Raw genomic sequence first — 17220 nt, forward strand, 5'->3', positions numbered from 1 at the left:
TGCGGGCGTGACGTTCGGCGATGGCCCTCGTGGCTCGGGCTCCCCCTCAGCCGGGTGGTCGCCGGAGGCCCGCGCGGCCCTCCCGACGGACGGGGTCGCCCCGGGACTCACACGAGCCCGTCCTCGGGCGTGCAACCGGGCACGGTCCGGGGCGGCCCCACGGACGTGACACATCCAGCGATCGCCCGCGTCACCTCGGCCACTCCTCAACCGGGCGGCCCCCGCCGTGCGGCCCCCCGGAGACGGCCGGGGGCCCGGGGCCCGTACGGGGTCCGAACGGAAAAGCCCCCGTCCCGGAAGTACCGGAAAAGCCCTCGGGCCCCGCACGGGTGCGCGGGGCCCGAGAAGACCGGGAACGGGGCCCGAAGGAAGACCGGGGACGGGCCCGGAGGGGGCCGGACGACGGCCCGGCCGTCACTTCTTGCGGCGGCGGCCGCCCTTCTGGGCCTTGCGGCGCTCGGCGCGGGTCAGACCGTCGCTCTCGGAGCGGTAGCCGTCCTCGTCGCCGTTGTCGCCGTTCTGGAAGTCGCCCTCCACGATGCCGCCCTCGCCGTCCACCGTGGGAGCGGAGAAGTGCAGCCGGTCCGGCCGCTGCGGGGCGTCCAGCCCCTTGGCGCGGATCTCCGGGCGGCCGGCGCCCGCGGGGACGGCTTCCTGCTTCTCCAGCGAGGTGCGCTCGGCCTGCTCCGGCACCGGAACCTCCTCGACCTGCTGCTCCACCTGGACCTCCAGGTTGAACAGGTAGCCGACGGACTCCTCCTTGATGCCCTCCATCATCGCGGTGAACATGTCGAAGCCCTCGCGCTGGTACTCGACCAGCGGGTCCTTCTGCGCCATCGCGCGCAGGCCGATGCCCTCCTGGAGGTAGTCCATCTCGTAGAGGTGCTCGCGCCACTTGCGGTCCAGCACCGAGAGCACCACCCGCCGCTCCAGCTCGCGCATGATCTCCGAGCCGAGCTGCTTCTCCCGGGCGTCGTACTGCTCGTGGATGTCGTCCTTGACGGACTCCGCGATGAACTCGGCGGTGATGCCCGCGCGGTCGCCCGCCGCGTCCTCCAGCTCCTCGATGGTGACCTTGACCGGGTAGAGCTGCTTGAAGGCGGTCCAGAGCCGCTCCAGGTCCCAGTCCTCCGCGAAGCCCTCCACCGTCTCCGCCTGGATGTAGGCGTCGATGGTGTCGTCCATGAAGTGGCGCACCTGCTCGTGCAGGTCCTCGCCCTCCAGGACGCGGCGGCGCTCGCCGTAGATGACCTCGCGCTGGCGGTTGAGCACCTCGTCGTACTTCAGGACGTTCTTACGGGTCTCGAAGTTCTGCTGCTCGACCTGCGACTGCGCCGAGGCGATGGCGCGGGTGACCATCTTGTTCTCGATCGGCACATCGTCCGGGACGTTGGCCATCGACATCACGCGCTCGACCATCTGCGCCTTGAACAGCCGCATCAGATCGTCGCCGAGCGAGAGGTAGAACCGGGACTCGCCCGGGTCGCCCTGCCGGCCGGAACGGCCGCGCAGCTGGTTGTCGATGCGCCGCGACTCATGGCGCTCGGTGCCGAGGACATAGAGCCCGCCGAGCTCCTTGACCTCCTCGAACTCGGCCTTCACCGCCAGCTCGGCCTTCTCCAGCGCGGTCGGCAGGGCGGCGGCCCACTCCTCGACGTGCTCCACCGGGTCCAGGCCGCGCTGGCGCAGCTCCGCCTCGGCCAGGTCGTCGGGGTTGCCGCCCAGCTTGATGTCGGTACCGCGGCCGGCCATGTTGGTCGCCACGGTGACGGCGCCCTTGCGGCCGGCCTGGGCGACGATGGTCGCCTCCCGGTCGTGCTGCTTGGCGTTGAGCACCTCGTGCTGGATGCCGCGCTTGGAGAGCTGCTGGGAGAGGTACTCGGACTTCTCGACCGAGGTGGTGCCGACCAGGATCGGCTGGCCCTTCTCGTGCTTCTCCGCGATGTCGTCCACGACGGCCGCGAACTTGGCGACCTCGGTGCGGTAGATCAGGTCCGAGCGGTCGGCGCGGACCATCGGCTTGTTGGTCGGGATCGGGACGACGCCCAGCTTGTAGATCTGGTGGAACTCGGCGGCCTCGGTCATGGCCGTACCGGTCATACCGGACAGCTTCTCGTACAGGCGGAAGAAGTTCTGCAGGGTGATCGTGGCGAGGGTCTGGTTCTCGTCCTTGATGTCCACCCCTTCCTTCGCCTCGATCGCCTGGTGCATGCCCTCGTTGTAGCGGCGGCCGGCGAGGATACGGCCGGTGTGCTCGTCGACGATCATGACCTCGCCGTCGATGACGACGTAGTCCTTGTCCTTCTTGAACAGTTCCTTCGCCTTGATGGCGTTGTTCAGATAACCGACCAGCGGGGTGTTGACCGACTCGTAGAGGTTGTCGATGCCGAGCCAGTCCTCGACCTTGGCGACCCCGGCCTCGTGGATGGCCACGGTGCGCTTCTTCTCGTCGACCTCGTAGTCGCCGGTCTCCTCGACGCCCTTGAGCGGGTTGCCCGGCTCGCCCCTGGTCAGCCGGGTGACCAGCTTGGCAAAGTCGCCGTACCACTTGGTGGCCTGGTCGGCCGGACCGGAGATGATCAGCGGCGTACGGGCCTCGTCCACCAGGATCGAGTCGACCTCGTCCACACAGGCGAAGTTGTGGCCGCGCTGGACCAGCTCGTCCTGCGACCACGCCATGTTGTCGCGCAGGTAGTCGAAGCCGAACTCGTTGTTGGTGCCGTAGGTGATGTCGCAGGCGTACTGCTCGCGGCGCTGCGCCGGGGTCATGTTGGCGAGGATGCAGCCGACCTGGAGGCCGAGGAACTTGTGCACCCGGCCCATCAGCTCGGAGTCGCGCTCGGCCAGATAGTCGTTGACCGTGATCAGGTGGACGCCCTTGCCCGAGATCGCGTTGAGGTACGCGGGCAGCGTGCCGACGAGGGTCTTGCCCTCACCGGTCTTCATCTCGGCGACATACCCGAGGTGCAGCGCGGCACCGCCCATCAGCTGGACGTCGTAGTGGCGCTGGCCGAGCACCCGCTTGGCCGCCTCACGGACGGTCGCGAACGCCTCCGGCATCAGGTCGTCCAGGCTCTCGCCGTCGGCGTGGCGCTGCTTGTACTCCTCGGTGAGCGCCCGCAACTCGGCGTCGGAGAGGTTGACGAAGTCCTCTTCGATGGAGTTGACCTGGTCCGCGATGCGGTGCAGTTTGCGCAGGATCTTGCCTTCGCCTGCACGCATGAGCTTGTTGAAGACGGACACTGAGGCTGGTCTCCTTGCCGGTCGGGCCTGGCACTGGGTCTTGTCGGGACACTGGCACGGGCACGGCAGGTGGACCCCACCGCAACGGCCATCGTAAGCGAGGACCCCGTCACGCCGGGAGGTGCGCACGAGCCGGGACCGCCGGGGCACGGTCCGCCGCCCACAGGGAGAACGCGCGGGACACGCGGAAGGTGCCGCCCGGCCCGGAAAGACCCGGAAACTGTTCGCGCCCGGCCGCGCCGCTCCCCAGAATCGGGCCCATGAGCCCCGAGAACCCCGAGCCCCCCGGTCCCGCCGGCACCGGCACCGTCGTCCTCATCACCGACCGTCTGTCGCTGCGCCCGCTCGCCCCGTCCGACGCCGACGAGGTGTACGCGGCCTGCCAGGACCCGGACATCCAGCGCTGGACCACGGTCCCCTCCCCGTACGAGCGGCACCACGCGGAGGACTTCCTGAACCGGATCGTGGCCGAGGGCTGGCGCACCGGTGCGGCGCTGGACTTCGCGGTACGGCTCCGGGGCGGCGGCCCGCTGCTGGGCGCCGCCGGGGTACGGCGCCGGAGCGGCCCGGACCGCGGTGACCGGGACGGCGGCGGGGTCTGGGAGCTGGGCTTCTGGACGGCCCGCGAGCACCGGGGCCGGGGGTACACCGCCGAGGCCGTCACCGCGCTGGCCCGCTGGACGCTGGCCGAGCGGGACTGCCACCGGCTGGAGTGGTGGGCCGAGGTCGGCAACGCGGGCTCCCGGGCGGTCGCGGAGCGGGCCGGGTTCCGGTACGAGGGCGTCCGGCGCGCGGGACTGCTCAACCACGGGACGCTGCGGGACTGCTGGATCGGCGCCCTGCTCCCCGGCGACCTCGGGCTGCCGGGACCGGTGGCGTACCTCCCACCGCGCGGGTGAAGGGGAGGCGGCGGGGCCCGGCGGCCGGTGGGGCAACCGGGGCGCCGGTGGAGCGGCCGGCCGGGACGCCTTGCCGGAGGCCCGGGGTTCTCGCAGCACGGCCCGGGTCCTTGCCGCACGGGCGCGGCGGTCGGTGGGTGCGGCCGACCGGGCCCCTCTTCCCGGCTTTCCACGGCTTTCCAGGGCTTTGCAGGGCTTTGCACGGCCTTGCACGGCCCGGGCCGGGGGCCGGGTTGTCAGTGCCGGCGTCTAGGGTTCCCGGCATGACGATCCTGCCGCCACCCGATCCGTCTTCCGGCTCCGCTCCGGCCTCCTCCCCCGCGCCCGGTCCCGCCCCGGTGCTGGAGCTCTCCGCCGACGAGGCCCGCCGTATCGCGCTGCGGGCCCAGGGGTTCCTGGGGGCGCCGGACCGCCGGGCGGGGGTGCGCGGGGTGCTGCGCCGGCTCGGCGCCGTACAGCTGGACACCATCTCGGTGCTGGCCCGCTCGCACGAGCTGGTGCCGTACGCCCGGCTGGGCGCGGTGGGCCGCCGGACCGTCGACACGGCGTACTGGACGGAGGGCCACGCCTTCGAGTACTGGTCGCACGCCGCCTGTGTGCTGCCGATCGAGGAGTGGCCGCACTTCGCCTTCCGCCGCCGCGCCTACCGGGCCCAGAAGCAGTGGTACCACGCGCTGCCGGACGGCGCGTACGAGTCGGTGATCAAGCAGCTGCGCGCCGAGGGGCCGCTCACCGCGACGGAGCTGGGCGGCGCCAAGAACGGCGGCGAGTGGTGGGACTGGTCCGCCTCCAAGGTCGCCGTCGAGCGGGCACTGATGTACGGCGACGTGGTCTGCGTGGAGCGGCGCGGCTGGAAGCGCGTGTACGACCTCGCCGAGCGTGCCGTCCCGGGCCGGCTGCTCCACGACGAGCTGGACGACCGCGAGTGCCTGCGCCGGCTGGTGGCGCTGGCCGGGCGGGCGCTGGGGGTCGGCACCCGGGCCGACATCGCGGACTACCACCGGCTGAAGGGCGAGCAGTTCGACACGGTGGTGGCGGACTCGGGGCTGGTGCCGGTGCGGGTGGCCGGCTGGGAGAAGCCGGCCTGGGCCGATCCGGAGGCGCTGGCGACCGAGCCGCGCGGCCGGCACCGTACGACCCTGCTCTCGCCGTTCGACTCGCTGATCTGGGAACGGGCCCGCACCGAGCGGATCTTCGGATTCACCCACCGGCTGGAGGCGTACGTCCCCAAGCAGAAGCGGATACACGGCTACTTCGCCATGCCACTGCTGGCCGGCGGGAAGCTGCTCGGCCGGGTGGACCCGGCCCGGGAGGGCAGCACCCTGGTGGCCCGGCAGGTGTCGCTGGACAGCCGCAAGGCGGTGCGGCCGATGGCCGGGGCGCTGGAGGAGGCGGCCGGCTGGGTGGGGTGCGACGCGGTGCGGGTGGAGCGCGTCCATCCCCCGGAGCTGGCCGCCGAGTTGACCGCCGCGCTGACCTGACCAACGCCCCGGCCCGGGCGCCGCACCGGCCCGGCCGACGGCGGGGACCGGCCGGCGGCTCCCGGTGGCTCCGCCGGTCACTGGCAGCGCCGCCGGTGGCTAGCGGATCTCCAGGATCTTCTCCCGCATGGCGTAGACGACCGCCTCCATCCGGGAGTGCAGCTGGAGCTTCTCCAGGATGTTGCGGACGTGGTTCTTCACGGTGTTCTCCGAGATGAACAACTGCTTGGCGATGTCCCGGTTGTTCATCCCGGTGGCGACGAGCTTGAGCACCTCGATCTCCCGGTCGGTGAGCCGGGGCGCGGGCACCAGCCGCCGGTCGTCGGTGCGCTGGATCATCGACTTGAACTCGGTGAGCAGCTTGGCGGCCATGGAGGGGCTGATCTGCGACTGCCCGTCGGCGACGGCGCGGATGGCCGTGGAGACCTCGTCGGTGGAGATCTCCTTGAGCAGATAGCCGGTGGCGCCCGCCTTGATCGCGTCGTAGAGGTCGGCCTCCTCGTCGCTGATCGTCAGCATGATGATCTTGGCGCTGGGGGCCACCTCCTTGATGGAGGTGCATGCCTCGATGCCACCGCGCTTCGGCATCCGTACGTCCATGAGGACGATGTCCGGCAGCAGGTCGGCCGCCTTCTCGACGGCCTCGGCCCCGTCCCCGGCCTCGCCGACGACCGTGATGTCCTCCTCCTGCTCGAGGACGATGTCCAGGCCGCGGCGGAAGAGCGCGTGGTCGTCCACGACCAGGACCCGGATGGGCTCCCCGCGCGGCGGGGGGTCGTCCGTGCCGGTTCCGGGAACGCGCCCGGCGCCCGCCATGCCGTCCGGGGCGCCGGAGCCGCCCGGGTGGTGCACCGGGCCGAAGCTGTCCGCCATCGTTCCTCCCCCTGGGGCCGGGGCCTCGAGTTCATGTGCGATGCGTCAACCACCCGGTGGGAGCCACCGGTTGACGCGTCCGGCCATGATTCCACGTCCGGGTGCCCCAGCGGGGATTCCGTGGTCGCACGATGATGCCCCTGGGGGCGCACGAAGCACTCCAGGGGCACATCGTCTCGGAACGGATCAGGCGTCACCCGACGCCGCTGCCGCCCCGGCCGTCACGCGACGGCCGCCGCACCGGCCCGCACCGGTCGCCGCTCAGCCGCCGAGCGCGCCGCCGGCGCCGCCGCCCTCCGAACCGGCGAGCGGGTCACTCTCCAGGTGGATCACGCCGTAGTCGTAGGCGTGCCGCCGGTAGACCACGCTGGGCTGCTTGGTCTCGGAATCCACGAACAGATAGAAGTCGTGCCCGACCAGCTCCATCTCGTAGAGCGCCTGGTCGAGCGTCATCGGGGCGGCGGTGTGGGTCTTCTCGCGCACCACCAGGGGGCCGTCGCCCCGCACTTCGAGGGAGCCGATCTTCGTGGTGGGCACGGCGTCCGTCGTCTCCTCGGCCACCGCGAGCCCGCTGCCGTTGAGGCTGGCGACGCCCGGCACGGTGTCGGCCACCTCGGCGGCGGAGATCCGGCCGGTGCCCCGGCGGTCGTTCCGCTTGTCGTGCTGCTTGCGCAGCCGTGCCTCCAGCTTGCCGGTGGCGAGGTCCAGCGCGGCGTACGGGTCGGCGGCGGCCGCTTCGGCCCGGATCACCGGGCCCCGCGAATGAAGGGTGATCTCCACGCGGTCGGACCGGTCGGCCTGCCGCGGGTTGTGTTCCTTGGACACCTCGACGTCGAGGCTGATCACCTTGCCGTCGAGCTTCTGGATCTTCTCCAGCTTCAGCTTCTCGGCCACGTGCTTGCGGAACCGCTCGGGCACCTCGGTCTTGCGGCCCTTGACGACGATGTCCACGCAGAACTCCGTTCCCGGATCGCCCGGCCGGCGCACCGGCCACCGGGCGTCTCCCTTTTGCACTCGACCCCGGCGAAAGCGCCGGGATCCCCGACTTGGCGGCTTCGCCCTCCTCTTCCCCGTCGACCTGCTCCCCATCCCACCCGATTTCGGTGGTGCGAACACCGGGATCCCCGGAATTCCGGACGGGGCACGGCTGTGCGATCGGTGAAGCACGGCGTGCGCCGGGCCTCACCACCGAACATAGCCCTCCCGGCCGGATATCGGCACCCGCTACCCGCGCGTACCTCCGATCAGGTGTTTTTACGCTTCTACTACCAGCAACGTCATACGTTCCCGCTCAGTTCCGGTTTATGACGAGTGCCCCCGCCGGCGCCGCGACAACCGCCGCCACCACCGGTACTCTCCGGGCCCCGGGACCCGCCCGCCCGCTCTCCCCCTGCCCTGCCCCGCCGCCGTCGCCGTCGCCCGTGACAGCCGCGCGCACCGCCCGGGCCGCCTCGGCCAGCGAGGCGCCGGTGGTGACGAGATCGTCCACCAGGACCGGGCGGCCGGCCGCGAGCAGCCGGCCGCCCCCGTCGGCCACCGCCAGCGCACCCGCCAGGTTGGCCCGGCGCAGCGGCGCGGTCAGCCCCGCCTGGTCGGCGACCTCCCGCCGCTGCCGCAGCACCGGGAGCGCCCGGGCCGCCACTCCGGCGCGGCGCAGCTCGGCCGCCGCCGCCCGGGCCAGCCGCCGCGCCGCGTCCTGGCCCCGGGCCCGCACCGCCCGGGGCGCGGAGGGCACCGGCACCAGCAGCACCGGGCGGTCGGCCGGGGCGCCGCCGTGGTGCTCCAGGGCGGCGCCGACCGCCCCGGCGAGGGCCGCGCCCAGGAACGGGGCGAGGGGCAGGGCGCCGCGCTCCTTGTGGGCGAGGAGCAGCGCTCGTACCGCTCCTTGGTAGGGCGCGGCCGCGTACACCGGGGGCAGCCCGGGCGGTTCGGGCACCGGTCCGGCCCGCCGGGCACCGTCCCCGTACAGGGCACGGGCGCATGCCCTGCAGAGCTCCGTACCCGCCCGGTCGCAGCCACCGCAGAAGGCCGGCAGCACCAGCTCGGAGAATTCCCGCCACCAGTTCCGCACGGCGCCCACCCTGCCCGGCGGGACCCGTCCCGGCCACCCCTGTGGAAAACCCCGGGGCCGGGGCCGGGGCCCGGGTACCGGGCGGGTCAGCCGACGCCGCCCGGAACGCCCCGGAAGGGACCGGGGCCGCACCCGGCCCACCGTCCGGCTCCGGCCCGGCAACGGACCGCCCGGCGGCACCGGCCCGGCAACGGACGGCCCGGCGGCACCGACCCGGCAACGGACGGCCGGCGGGAACGGCCCGGGAACCGCCCCGGGCCCGGCACCGGCCCGGCGGTCAGCCGGGATAGACCGGGAAGGTGCCCTTCTCGCCCACCGGCTGCCAGTTGGCACCGGCCTGGAGCCGGACGATCCCGTCGTCCGAGGAGGCCGCCACCAGCGGTGCCCGCTCGTCGTTCGCGGCGGCCACCGCCTTCACCTCGTTCAGCCCCGGGATGCCGGAGGCGGAGGTGGAGCCGTCGGTCTGGATGTACCGCACCTGCTGCACCCCGCCGGCCAGCTTGCCGAGCACCACCAGCCGGCTCGCCCCCGCCCAGGAGACCGAGGTCACCGACTCCATGCGCGGTGCCACCGACTGGAGGTCCACCACCGAGACCGTCTGCCGGCCACCCGAGGTCCGCCGCTCCACCCGTCCGATCCGGAGCGTGGTGGTGTCGCCCTCCTTCAGCAGCAGGGCGATCCGGACGCCGTCCTCCGAGAGCCGCAGCGCCTCGATCCGTATCCCGTCGAGCAGCCAGGGCGTGACCACGTCCTGCGGCTTGCCCGTACCGCCGGGGACCAGCCGGATCCGGGGGCCGGCCGGGTCACGGTCGGCCACCCACAGATCGCCCCGCCCGTCCCAGCTGGGCGCGGACAGCCGCCGGCCGGCCGGGCCGTTGCTGGTGACCACCGGCTCCCGGGGGGTGCTCTCGGTCTCTATGGACGACACCCGCAGGGTGCGTCCCTCGCCGGTCACGGCGGCCGCGTGCCGCTCGTCGCGGGCCACGGCGACCGCGCCGAGCCGCAGCGAACCGTCACCGAACGGGCCGGGCACATGCTGCGGCCGGCCGACGTCGTCGCCGGTGACCTCCAGCTTGGCCAGCTTTCCGGCGGTGTCGACGAAATAGGGGTTCTCCGGGAAGGCGACGCTGCGGTCGGTGACGTAATTCTGTTTCTGACTCTCGTTCAGCACGCAGAGCCGCGACCCGTTCGACCGCTGCAATTCCACCTCTTCGACCTTGGTGGACGACAATTCCCCCACGGTGAAAAGGACTTGGGCCGCCATTTTGCGGCACCGGTCGAGACCGACGTTGTCCGCCTTCTCGTTGAGCGGCACCTTCAGCGTGTTGCGGTCATCGGGGGCGAGTGTCCGGACGCCCTCCTTGAGCGCCGTACCGGACGGGAAGTTCGAGTCGACCGCGGGCCCGAGCCAGCCGGTCGGACCGTCGAGCAGGGCCTGCACCGTCTGGGTCACCGGGTCCTGCCGCTGCCGGATGTAGACCGGGTCGGCCACCACCCAGCCCCGCCCCGCGGCGAAGTAGTACTTGTTCACCGAACGGTAGTTGCGCTGGAAGTCCGACTCACCGAGCAGCAGCCCCTGCGGCAGCGAGTCGATCCGCCACTCCTTGCCCTCGGGGGTCGTCACCTGGGAGAGATGAAGCGGCTCGCCCCGGTACTTCTGCGGAGTGGCCGGCTGGTAGGCGAGCCGGCGGTCCACCGTGGCGATCTCCTCCCCCGCCAGCTGGTACACCCGCCCCGACGCGCCCTCCTGCTCCGGTTCGCGGACGGTGGTCTGCCGGGCCGGCGCGGCGGACAGCACGGTGATGCTCTCCTCCGGGCGCCAGGACGCGGCCGCCTGCTTGGTCAGATACTTCCGGGCCGTGGCGAAGCCGGGGTCGTCGCCGGTCATCGCCTCCAGGAAGCCGTCGACGATCTCGCCCGGCTCGGCCTTCTCGCGCGGGGTCACCGGATAGACCCGCACCTGCGAATCGCCCGGCTTCGACGCCTTGACCACGGTCACGTCCCCGCTGTCCGGCATCGAGGCACAGCCGGCCAGCAGCCCCGCGCAGCCGAGCAGCACGGCCCCCCGCGCCGGACGCCCCCTCCCGAACCGACGCCGCTCAGCGCCCACGACCCGTGCCCTCCCGCTCCGTCTTCCGCTCCTGCTCCGGTGCCGACTGCGCCGGTACGGTCCCGTCGGCCGCCCGCTCCCCGCCCCGCGCCACCACCCGCGCGCCGTTGCCGGGCAGCGCCGTCGGGTCGGCGGACGCCTGCCGGGGCGGCGGGGGCAGCGGGGAGCGGCCCGCGCCCGGCTGGGCGGGCACGGTCGCCGGCCGGGCCCCGTCCCGGTCCGCCTCCAGCGCCGCCCGCTCCCGGTTGCGCCGGGAGTCCTCGGGCTCCAGCGGCACCGGGGAGCCGCGCAGCGGCTCGTCCGCCGTGCGCGGCAGGGTCAGCCGGAACTGCGAGCCGCCGCCGGGCTCGCCCCATGCCTGGAGCCAGCCGCCGTGCAGCCGGGCGTCCTCCACCGCGATCGACAGACCGAGGCCGGTACCGCCGGTGGTCCGGGCGCGCGCCGGGTCGGCCCGCCAGAAACGGTTGAACACCCGGGTCGCCTCGCCGGGCTTGAGCCCCACGCCGTAGTCGCGCACCGCGACCGCCACGGCGCCGCCGGCCGAGGCCAGCCGCACCACCACGTCCCGGCCCTCGCCGTGCTCCACCGCGTTGACGACCAGGTTCCGCAGGATCCGCTCCACCCGCCGGGCGTCGGCCTCCGCGACCACCGGCTGTTCGTCGCCGAGGACGACGATCCGGCCGCCCTTGCGCTCCGCGAGCGGTTCGGCCCCGCCGATCACCCGGCGCACCACCTGGCGCAGGTCTATCGGCTCGGCCTCCAGCGCCGCCGCGCCGGCGTCGAACCGGCTGATCTCCAGCAGATCCGCGAGGAGCGACTCGAACCGGTCCAGCTGGTCGCCGAGCAGCTCGGCCGAGCGCGCGGTCACCGGATCGAAGTCCGCCCGCGCCTCATGAATCACGTCGGCGGCCATCCGTACCGTGGTCAGCGGCGTCCGCAGTTCGTGCGAGACGTCCGAGACGAACCGGCGCTGCATCCGGGAGAGGTCCTCCAGCTGCTGGATCTTGAGCTGGAGGTTCTGCGCCATCTTGTTGAACGCCTCACCGAGCCGGGCGATGTCGTCCTCGCCGGTGACCTTCATCCGCTCCTGGAGCCGGCCCGCCGAGAGCCGCTCCGCGATACCGGCCGCCATCCGGACCGGCGTCACGACCTGCCGCACCACCAGCCAGGCGATCGCGCCCAGCAGCACGACCACGAACAGCCCGGCCGTCGCCAGCGTGGTCTTGACCAGGGAGAGCGAGTCCTCCTCCTGGGTGAGCGGGAAGAGGTAGTACAGCTCGTACGAGTTGCCCTCGATGTCGTTGAGCCGCTTGCCGATCACCAGCCCGGCCTCGGAGTGCTTGCCGTCCGTGTAGCGGATGCGGGTGAACGTCTGGAAGGTGCCGGTGCCCTGGGCGACGGAGCCGCGCAGCTCGGCCGGGATGCTGGTGGCCGGCTCCACCCCGCCGGAGGCCCGGGCGCCCCGGCTGGGGGCGGTGCCCGCCGAGTCGGAGCTGAGCGCCACCACATTGAAGGCGCTCTGCCCGCCACTGGCGAGCTGCACCACGAGGTCGGAGCGCCAGTTCAGCGACGACCGCGCCCCGCTGCCCGCCGGGGCGCCGCCGTCCTGGCCGCCGGACGCGGCACTGGCCTGGTCCTGCGCCGCCGAGAAGCCGCCGGACGCCTGGCTCTGCGCCGCCCGCTCCTTGGCGTCGAGCAGACCGTTGCGCATCTGACCGATGACGACGAACCCGAGCAGCAGCACCACGCCGAGCGACATCAGCAGGGTGGTGACGACCACCCTGAGCTGGATGTTCCGCCGCCACAGCCGGACGGCGGGCAGCACCGGCCGGCGGACCAGCCGCACGACGAGCCGGAGCACCCGGCCGCCGGGCGCCCCGTCCGCGAACGGCCGGCCGCCCTGGAGCAGACGGCCGGCCCGGGAGGGCTCACGCCCCGGTGCGGCGGGCCGCCCCGGACGGACTCCCGGCTTCCCGGGCTTCGGAGCAGCGCTGCCGCGGGACATGTCAGCTCGGTCCTGCCTTGTAACCGACGCCACGGACGGTCACCACGATCTCCGGCCGCTCCGGGTCCTTCTCGACCTTGGAACGCAGCCGCTGGACATGCACATTCACCAGCCGGGTGTCGGCCGCGTGCCGGTAGCCCCAGACCTGCTCCAGCAGCACCTCACGGGTGAACACCTGCCAGGGCTTGCGGGCCAGCGCGACCAGCAGGTCGAACTCCAGCGGCGTCAGCGCGATGGACTGGCCGTCCCGCTTCACCGAGTGGCCGGCCACGTCGATGACCAGATCACCGATGGTCAGCTGCTCCGGAGCCGGCTCCTCCGACCGGCGCAGGCGCGCCCGGATGCGGGCGACCAGCTCCTTCGGCTTGAACGGCTTGACGATGTAGTCGTCGGCCCCGGACTCCAGACCGACCACCACATCCACGGTGTCGCTCTTCGCCGTGAGCATCACGATCGGCACCCCGGACTCCGCCCGGATCAGCCGGCACACCTCGATGCCGTCCCGACCGGGCAGCATCAGATCGAGCAGCACCAGATCCGGCTTGGCATCGCGGAAAGCGGCGAGTGCCTTGTCGCCGTCCGCTACGAACGACGGCTCGAAACCCTCACCACGCAGCACGATCCCGAGCATCTCGGCCAGTGCGGTGTCGTCGTCGACGACAAGGACGCGTCCCTTCATATTGGCCATCATCCCATTTAGCTAATCGTTACCTGGCGTGAGCTGGCACACAGCTCCGCGATTCCGGTGGCCGTCACGGGCGACACCACTCCCGATTCGGTGACGATCGCCGTCACCAATTCGGGCGGCGTGACGTCGAACGCCGGGTTGTACGCCTGTGTTCCCAGCGGCGCCACCGCCATGCCGCCCACCGCTCCGGGGCCGCTCGTCACTATCCGCGGCAGCGCGGTGAGCTCCGTCACCTCCTGCCCCGGCCGCTGCTCCACCTCGATCGACGCGCCGTCCGGGGTGTCGAGATCGACCGAGGTCAGCGGCGCCACCACCACGAACGGCACATGGTGGTACCGGGCCAGCACGGCGAGCGGATAGCTGCCCACCTTGTTGGCCACCGAGCCGTCGGCGGCGATCCGGTCCGCCCCGACCAGGACGGCGTCCACCTCCCCCGCCGCGAACAGCGAACCCGCCGCGCTGTCGGTCAGCAGCGTGTACGCCAGACCGTGCCGGGCCGCCTCGTACGCCGTCAGCCGGGCGCCCTGGAGAAGCGGCCGGGTCTCGTCCACCCACAGCCGCCGCAGCCGGCCCGCACGATGGGCCCGCAGCGCCACCGCGAACGCCGTACCGTCCCCGCCCGACACCAGCCCGCCCGTATTGCAGTGGGTCAGGAGCCGGTGACCGCCGCCCGGCACCAGCTCGTCCAGAAGCGCCAGCCCCCGCTCGGCCATCGCCGCACTCGCCGCCGCGTCCTCCCGGTGCAGCTGCCGCGCCGCCGCGAGCGCCGCCGACGCCGCCTCCCGCCGGCCGGCGCCCCGGCCGACCGCGGCCCGGTGGGCGGCGGCCGCCCGCCGCACCCCGTGCGCCAGGTTCACCGCGGTGGGCCGCGCCGACGCCAGCGACTCGGCCGCCTCCTCCACGTCGTAGCCCCGGGCCGCGGCCAGGGCCACGCCGTAGGCACCGGCGATGCCCAGGAGCGGTGCGCCCCGCACGGCGAGCGTCTGGATCGCCCCGACCAGCGCCGGAACGTCCGTGCAGACGAGTTCCACTTCGGCGGCGGGCAGTCGGGTCTGGTCGAGGAGGACCACCACGGGCCCTTCGGGCGGCTCCTCCCAGCGGAGCGGAGGAAGCGCGGGAGGCTCAGTGCCGACGGAGAATTGTGCGTACTGATCAGCCATCCGCCCAGTCTGCCCGCTGGGGCCCCGACAAAGAAGGTGGCGAGGAGCCCCGGGACCGGGTCCTCCGGCCACCGCCGCGTGGCACGATGGCTGCCGACCGGCCGTGTGGCAGACGGCCGGGAGCCGTGCCCGAGCCGGCTCAGGCACGGCACGGGCCCCGAGACGATCCGACGAGGTGGACGACTGTGAACGACACCCCGGGCTGGGCCTCGCCCGGATCCCCTTCCTCCGGCGAGCAGGGTGCCGGAGTACCGCGCCCCGCCCCGCCCTCGGACGGACCGGCCGGTGCCGGCTGGTCCACGGAGCAGCCACCCGCTGGGCACTGGTCCGCGCCGGGCGGCCCCGGAGGCCCCGTACCGCCGCCCGCCGGGCCGCCCCCGGCGTGGGGCGGCCGACCGGGCCCGGGCGGCTGGGGAGCGCCGCCGGCCGCCAAGCCCGGAGTCATCCCCCTGCGGCCCCTCGGTGTGGGCGAGATACTGGACGGCGCCTTCGCCACCCTGCGCGCGCACTGGCGGACCGTGCTCGCCATCACCGTCGCCGTCTCCGTCCTGGCGCAGATCGGCGAGACCCTCGTCCAGCGCTACCTGGTTCCGGTGCCACCGGCCCTGGGGCCCGACCCCACACCGGCGGAGGCGCTCGAGAACTCCGTGGAGTCCCTGCGGTCCACCCTGATCGGACTCGGGCCCTCGTCGCTCATCGTCCTGATGGCGACCCTCTTCACCAGCGCCCCGGTCACCGTCATCATCAGCAGGTCGGTCCTGGGCCGGTCCGTCACCCTGGCCGAGGCATGGCGCGAGGCCCGCCCCCGGCTGCCCCAGCTGCTGGCGCTCACCCTGCTGCTGCCCCTGCTCACTGCCGTTCTCCTCGGCGTGGGCGTCCTTCCCGGCCTGCTCCTCGGCTCCCGCGCCGGCCTCCTCCTCTCGGCGGCCGGCGGCCTCGCCGGGGGTGTCGCCGCCCTCTGGCTGATGATCCGGCTCAGCCTCTCCACTCCGGCGCTCATGCTGGAGCGGCAGGGTGTCACCGCCGCTCTGAAGCGTTCCGCCAAGCTGGTCCAGGGCGCCTGGTGGCGCGTCTTCGGCGTGCTCAGCCTGACCGGCCTGCTGACCTTCCTCGCCTCGATGATCATCGCGATCCCCTTCACCGCCATCGCCTACGCGGTGGACGGCAACGGGCTCAGCGGACTGGCCGGCGGAACCGCTCCCGAATTCGGCTGGAGCTTCCTGGTCATCACCGGCATCGGAGCGGTGATCACCTCCGCGCTCACCTATCCCATCTCCGCCGGGGTGACCGCCCTCCTCTACGTGGACCAGCGCATCCGCCGCGAGGCACTCGACCTCGAACTCGCGCGCGCCGCCGGCCTGTCCGGATACGGCTCCCCAGCCGGTGAAGCCCCCGGAAACTGACCCGGTGCCGGTCCCCGGGGCGGGTGACGGCGGCGCCGAGCCGGACGGACGGGGACCTGCCCTCGGCGTCCCACGGGTCTCCGCCCGCGAGGCGGCCGAGCGCGAACTCTCCGACCCGCGGTCCCACCAGGACGACCCGGACATCGTCCAGCGCGCCCTCCACCGCCTCTGGAACTGGGCAGGCGACCTGCTCTCCACCGCCTCCGCTCCGCGCCAGGATCAGAGACGCCTGGCCGCACAGCAGTTGGGCTCCGGGCACCGGAGAGAGCGCCTCGCGTCACCGGATCGCCGTCCCGGCCGGAGAGCGCCGGCGCCTTACCCCAGTGCTGCGCCCCACCCGGCGCGGAGACCGTGCCGCCGCCCACGTCACCGTCCGCTCCTACGGACCACTGGGACTCGCCGCCCCCCAGGGCAACCACCACGCCCCGCGGAGCGTTCGCGCGCTGCCGCCGTTCACCAGCCGCACGCACCTGCCCTCCCGGCTGGCCGGCCTCCGGAGAATGGACGGCCGGACCAGTGTGCTCACCCGGAGCCAGGGCACCGAGCTCGACAGCCTCCGTGCGTACGTGTCAGGCGACGACACCCGGGCCATCGAAGCCGCCATGGACGCCGCTCTGCTGCTCGGTGCCCTGGCCGCCCGTGCCGGTGACCGGGTCGGTCTCCTGGCGTACGACCGGCGCCTCCACGCCCAGGCAGCGGGCCTCAAGGCCGGCGACATGCTCCCCACCCTGGTCGAAGCCTTCGCCTCCCTAAAGCCGGCCCTGGTGGAGACCGACGCACGCGGGCTCAGCGGTGCCGTCCTCGCTCATGCGCCCCGGCGCTCCCTGCTCGTCTTGCCCACGTCACCTGGCGCCCTACCGTGCTGGTCGCCCCGGTGGCCGACCCCCGTGTCCAGCAGTTGGCCGACGCGCGCGGGTCTATCGACGCCGGGTACGAGGCTGCCGCCGCGTAGGCCCGAGCCCAGCGCCGCCGCACGGCCGAGCTGCTGCAACGCCACGGCGTGACGGTCGCGGACGCCGCCTCCGGCGACCTCGCTCCCGCCCTGGCCGACACCTATCTGGCGCTCAAGGCAGCGGGACGCCTCTGAAACGGCGCGCTGTCCAGAAGCCTGATCGATGAGCCCAATCGATAGGGGACAACACAAAAGGGGGACAACGCAAAAATGCCTCGGCTCCCGCACATGAAGTGCGGGAGCCGAGGCTAATAATTGTTCGGCGGTGTCCTACTCTCCCACAGGGTCCCCCCTGCAGTACCATCGGCGCTGAAAGGCTTAGCTTCCGGGTTCGG

At 73.1% G+C, this 17220-nt stretch carries 11 protein-coding genes, 1 rRNA gene and 1 pseudogene; 4 read left to right on the forward strand and 9 right to left on the reverse strand.

All coding sequences use genetic code 11. The features are described 5' to 3' along the window. Positions 1–414: 414 nt before the first annotated feature. Positions 415–3243: a preprotein translocase subunit SecA gene (gene secA / locus NX801_RS10210; RefSeq protein WP_258786977.1), complete on the reverse strand. Its 2829-nt coding sequence runs from the start codon at positions 3241–3243 to the stop codon at positions 415–417. Positions 3244–3503: 260 nt separating this feature from the next. Here secA and NX801_RS10215 point away from each other — a divergent pair, with 260 nt between their 5' ends. After that, positions 3504–4142 (forward strand): GNAT family N-acetyltransferase, encoded by a 639-nt coding sequence (locus NX801_RS10215; RefSeq protein WP_258786979.1) that lies wholly within the window; start codon positions 3504–3506, stop codon positions 4140–4142. Positions 4143–4375: 233 nt separating this feature from the next. Beyond that, on the forward strand, positions 4376–5623 hold the full coding sequence (locus tag NX801_RS10220) for a winged helix-turn-helix domain-containing protein (RefSeq protein WP_258786980.1): 1248 nt from the start codon (positions 4376–4378) through the stop codon (positions 5621–5623). Positions 5624–5722: 99 nt separating this feature from the next. On the opposite strand, the gene NX801_RS10225 is transcribed toward NX801_RS10220, so the two are convergent. The 7 genes from NX801_RS10225 to mtnA form a co-directional block, all read right to left on the reverse strand. Continuing rightward, on the reverse strand, positions 5723–6496 hold the full coding sequence (locus NX801_RS10225; RefSeq protein ID WP_258786981.1) for a response regulator: 774 nt from the start codon (positions 6494–6496) through the stop codon (positions 5723–5725). Positions 6497–6757: 261 nt separating this feature from the next. Beyond that, positions 6758–7447 (reverse strand): ribosome hibernation-promoting factor, HPF/YfiA family, encoded by a 690-nt coding sequence (hpf, locus tag NX801_RS10230; protein WP_309505814.1) that lies wholly within the window; start codon positions 7445–7447, stop codon positions 6758–6760. A gap of 340 nt (positions 7448–7787) precedes the next feature. Next, complete coding sequence (locus tag NX801_RS10235) at positions 7788–8567, reverse strand: ComF family protein (RefSeq protein WP_258786984.1); 780 nt, start codon at positions 8565–8567, stop codon at positions 7788–7790. Positions 8568–8844: 277 nt separating this feature from the next. Continuing rightward, positions 8845–10677 carry an LpqB family beta-propeller domain-containing protein gene (locus NX801_RS10240; RefSeq protein ID WP_258786985.1) on the reverse strand — a complete coding sequence of 611 codons (1833 nt, stop codon included), beginning with the start codon at positions 10675–10677 and terminating at the stop codon, positions 8845–8847. Next, on the reverse strand, positions 10667–12682 hold the full coding sequence (gene mtrB / locus NX801_RS10245; RefSeq protein ID WP_258786986.1) for an MtrAB system histidine kinase MtrB: 2016 nt from the start codon (positions 12680–12682) through the stop codon (positions 10667–10669). Before mtrB ends, NX801_RS10240 begins: the two co-directional genes overlap by 11 nt. Position 12683: 1 nt before the next feature. Beyond that, positions 12684–13373, reverse strand: a complete 690-nt coding sequence (gene mtrA / locus NX801_RS10250) for a two-component system response regulator MtrA (protein ID WP_309505815.1) — start codon at positions 13371–13373, stop codon at positions 12684–12686. Positions 13374–13378: 5 nt separating this feature from the next. After that, a complete protein-coding gene (mtnA, locus tag NX801_RS10255; RefSeq protein ID WP_258786989.1) occupies positions 13379–14530 on the reverse strand; it encodes an S-methyl-5-thioribose-1-phosphate isomerase in 1152 nt (383 codons plus the stop codon). A gap of 185 nt (positions 14531–14715) precedes the next feature. Here mtnA and NX801_RS10260 point away from each other — a divergent pair, with 185 nt between their 5' ends. Both NX801_RS10260 and NX801_RS10265 read left to right on the forward strand, forming a co-directional pair. Continuing rightward, on the forward strand, positions 14716–15933 hold the full coding sequence (locus NX801_RS10260) for a hypothetical protein (RefSeq protein WP_258786990.1): 1218 nt from the start codon (positions 14716–14718) through the stop codon (positions 15931–15933). A 119-nt stretch (positions 15934–16052) separates the two neighbouring features. Next, a pseudogene (locus NX801_RS10265) lies at positions 16053–17020 on the forward strand (DUF58 domain-containing protein); the annotation flags it as partial. Positions 17021–17142: 122 nt separating this feature from the next. Here NX801_RS10265 and rrf read toward each other — a convergent pair. After that, positions 17143–17220, reverse strand: a 5S ribosomal RNA gene (gene rrf / locus NX801_RS10270); the annotation flags it as partial.

Source organism: Streptomyces pyxinae (assembly GCF_024756275.1).
Lineage (GTDB): Bacteria > Actinomycetota > Actinomycetes > Streptomycetales > Streptomycetaceae > Streptomyces > Streptomyces pyxinae.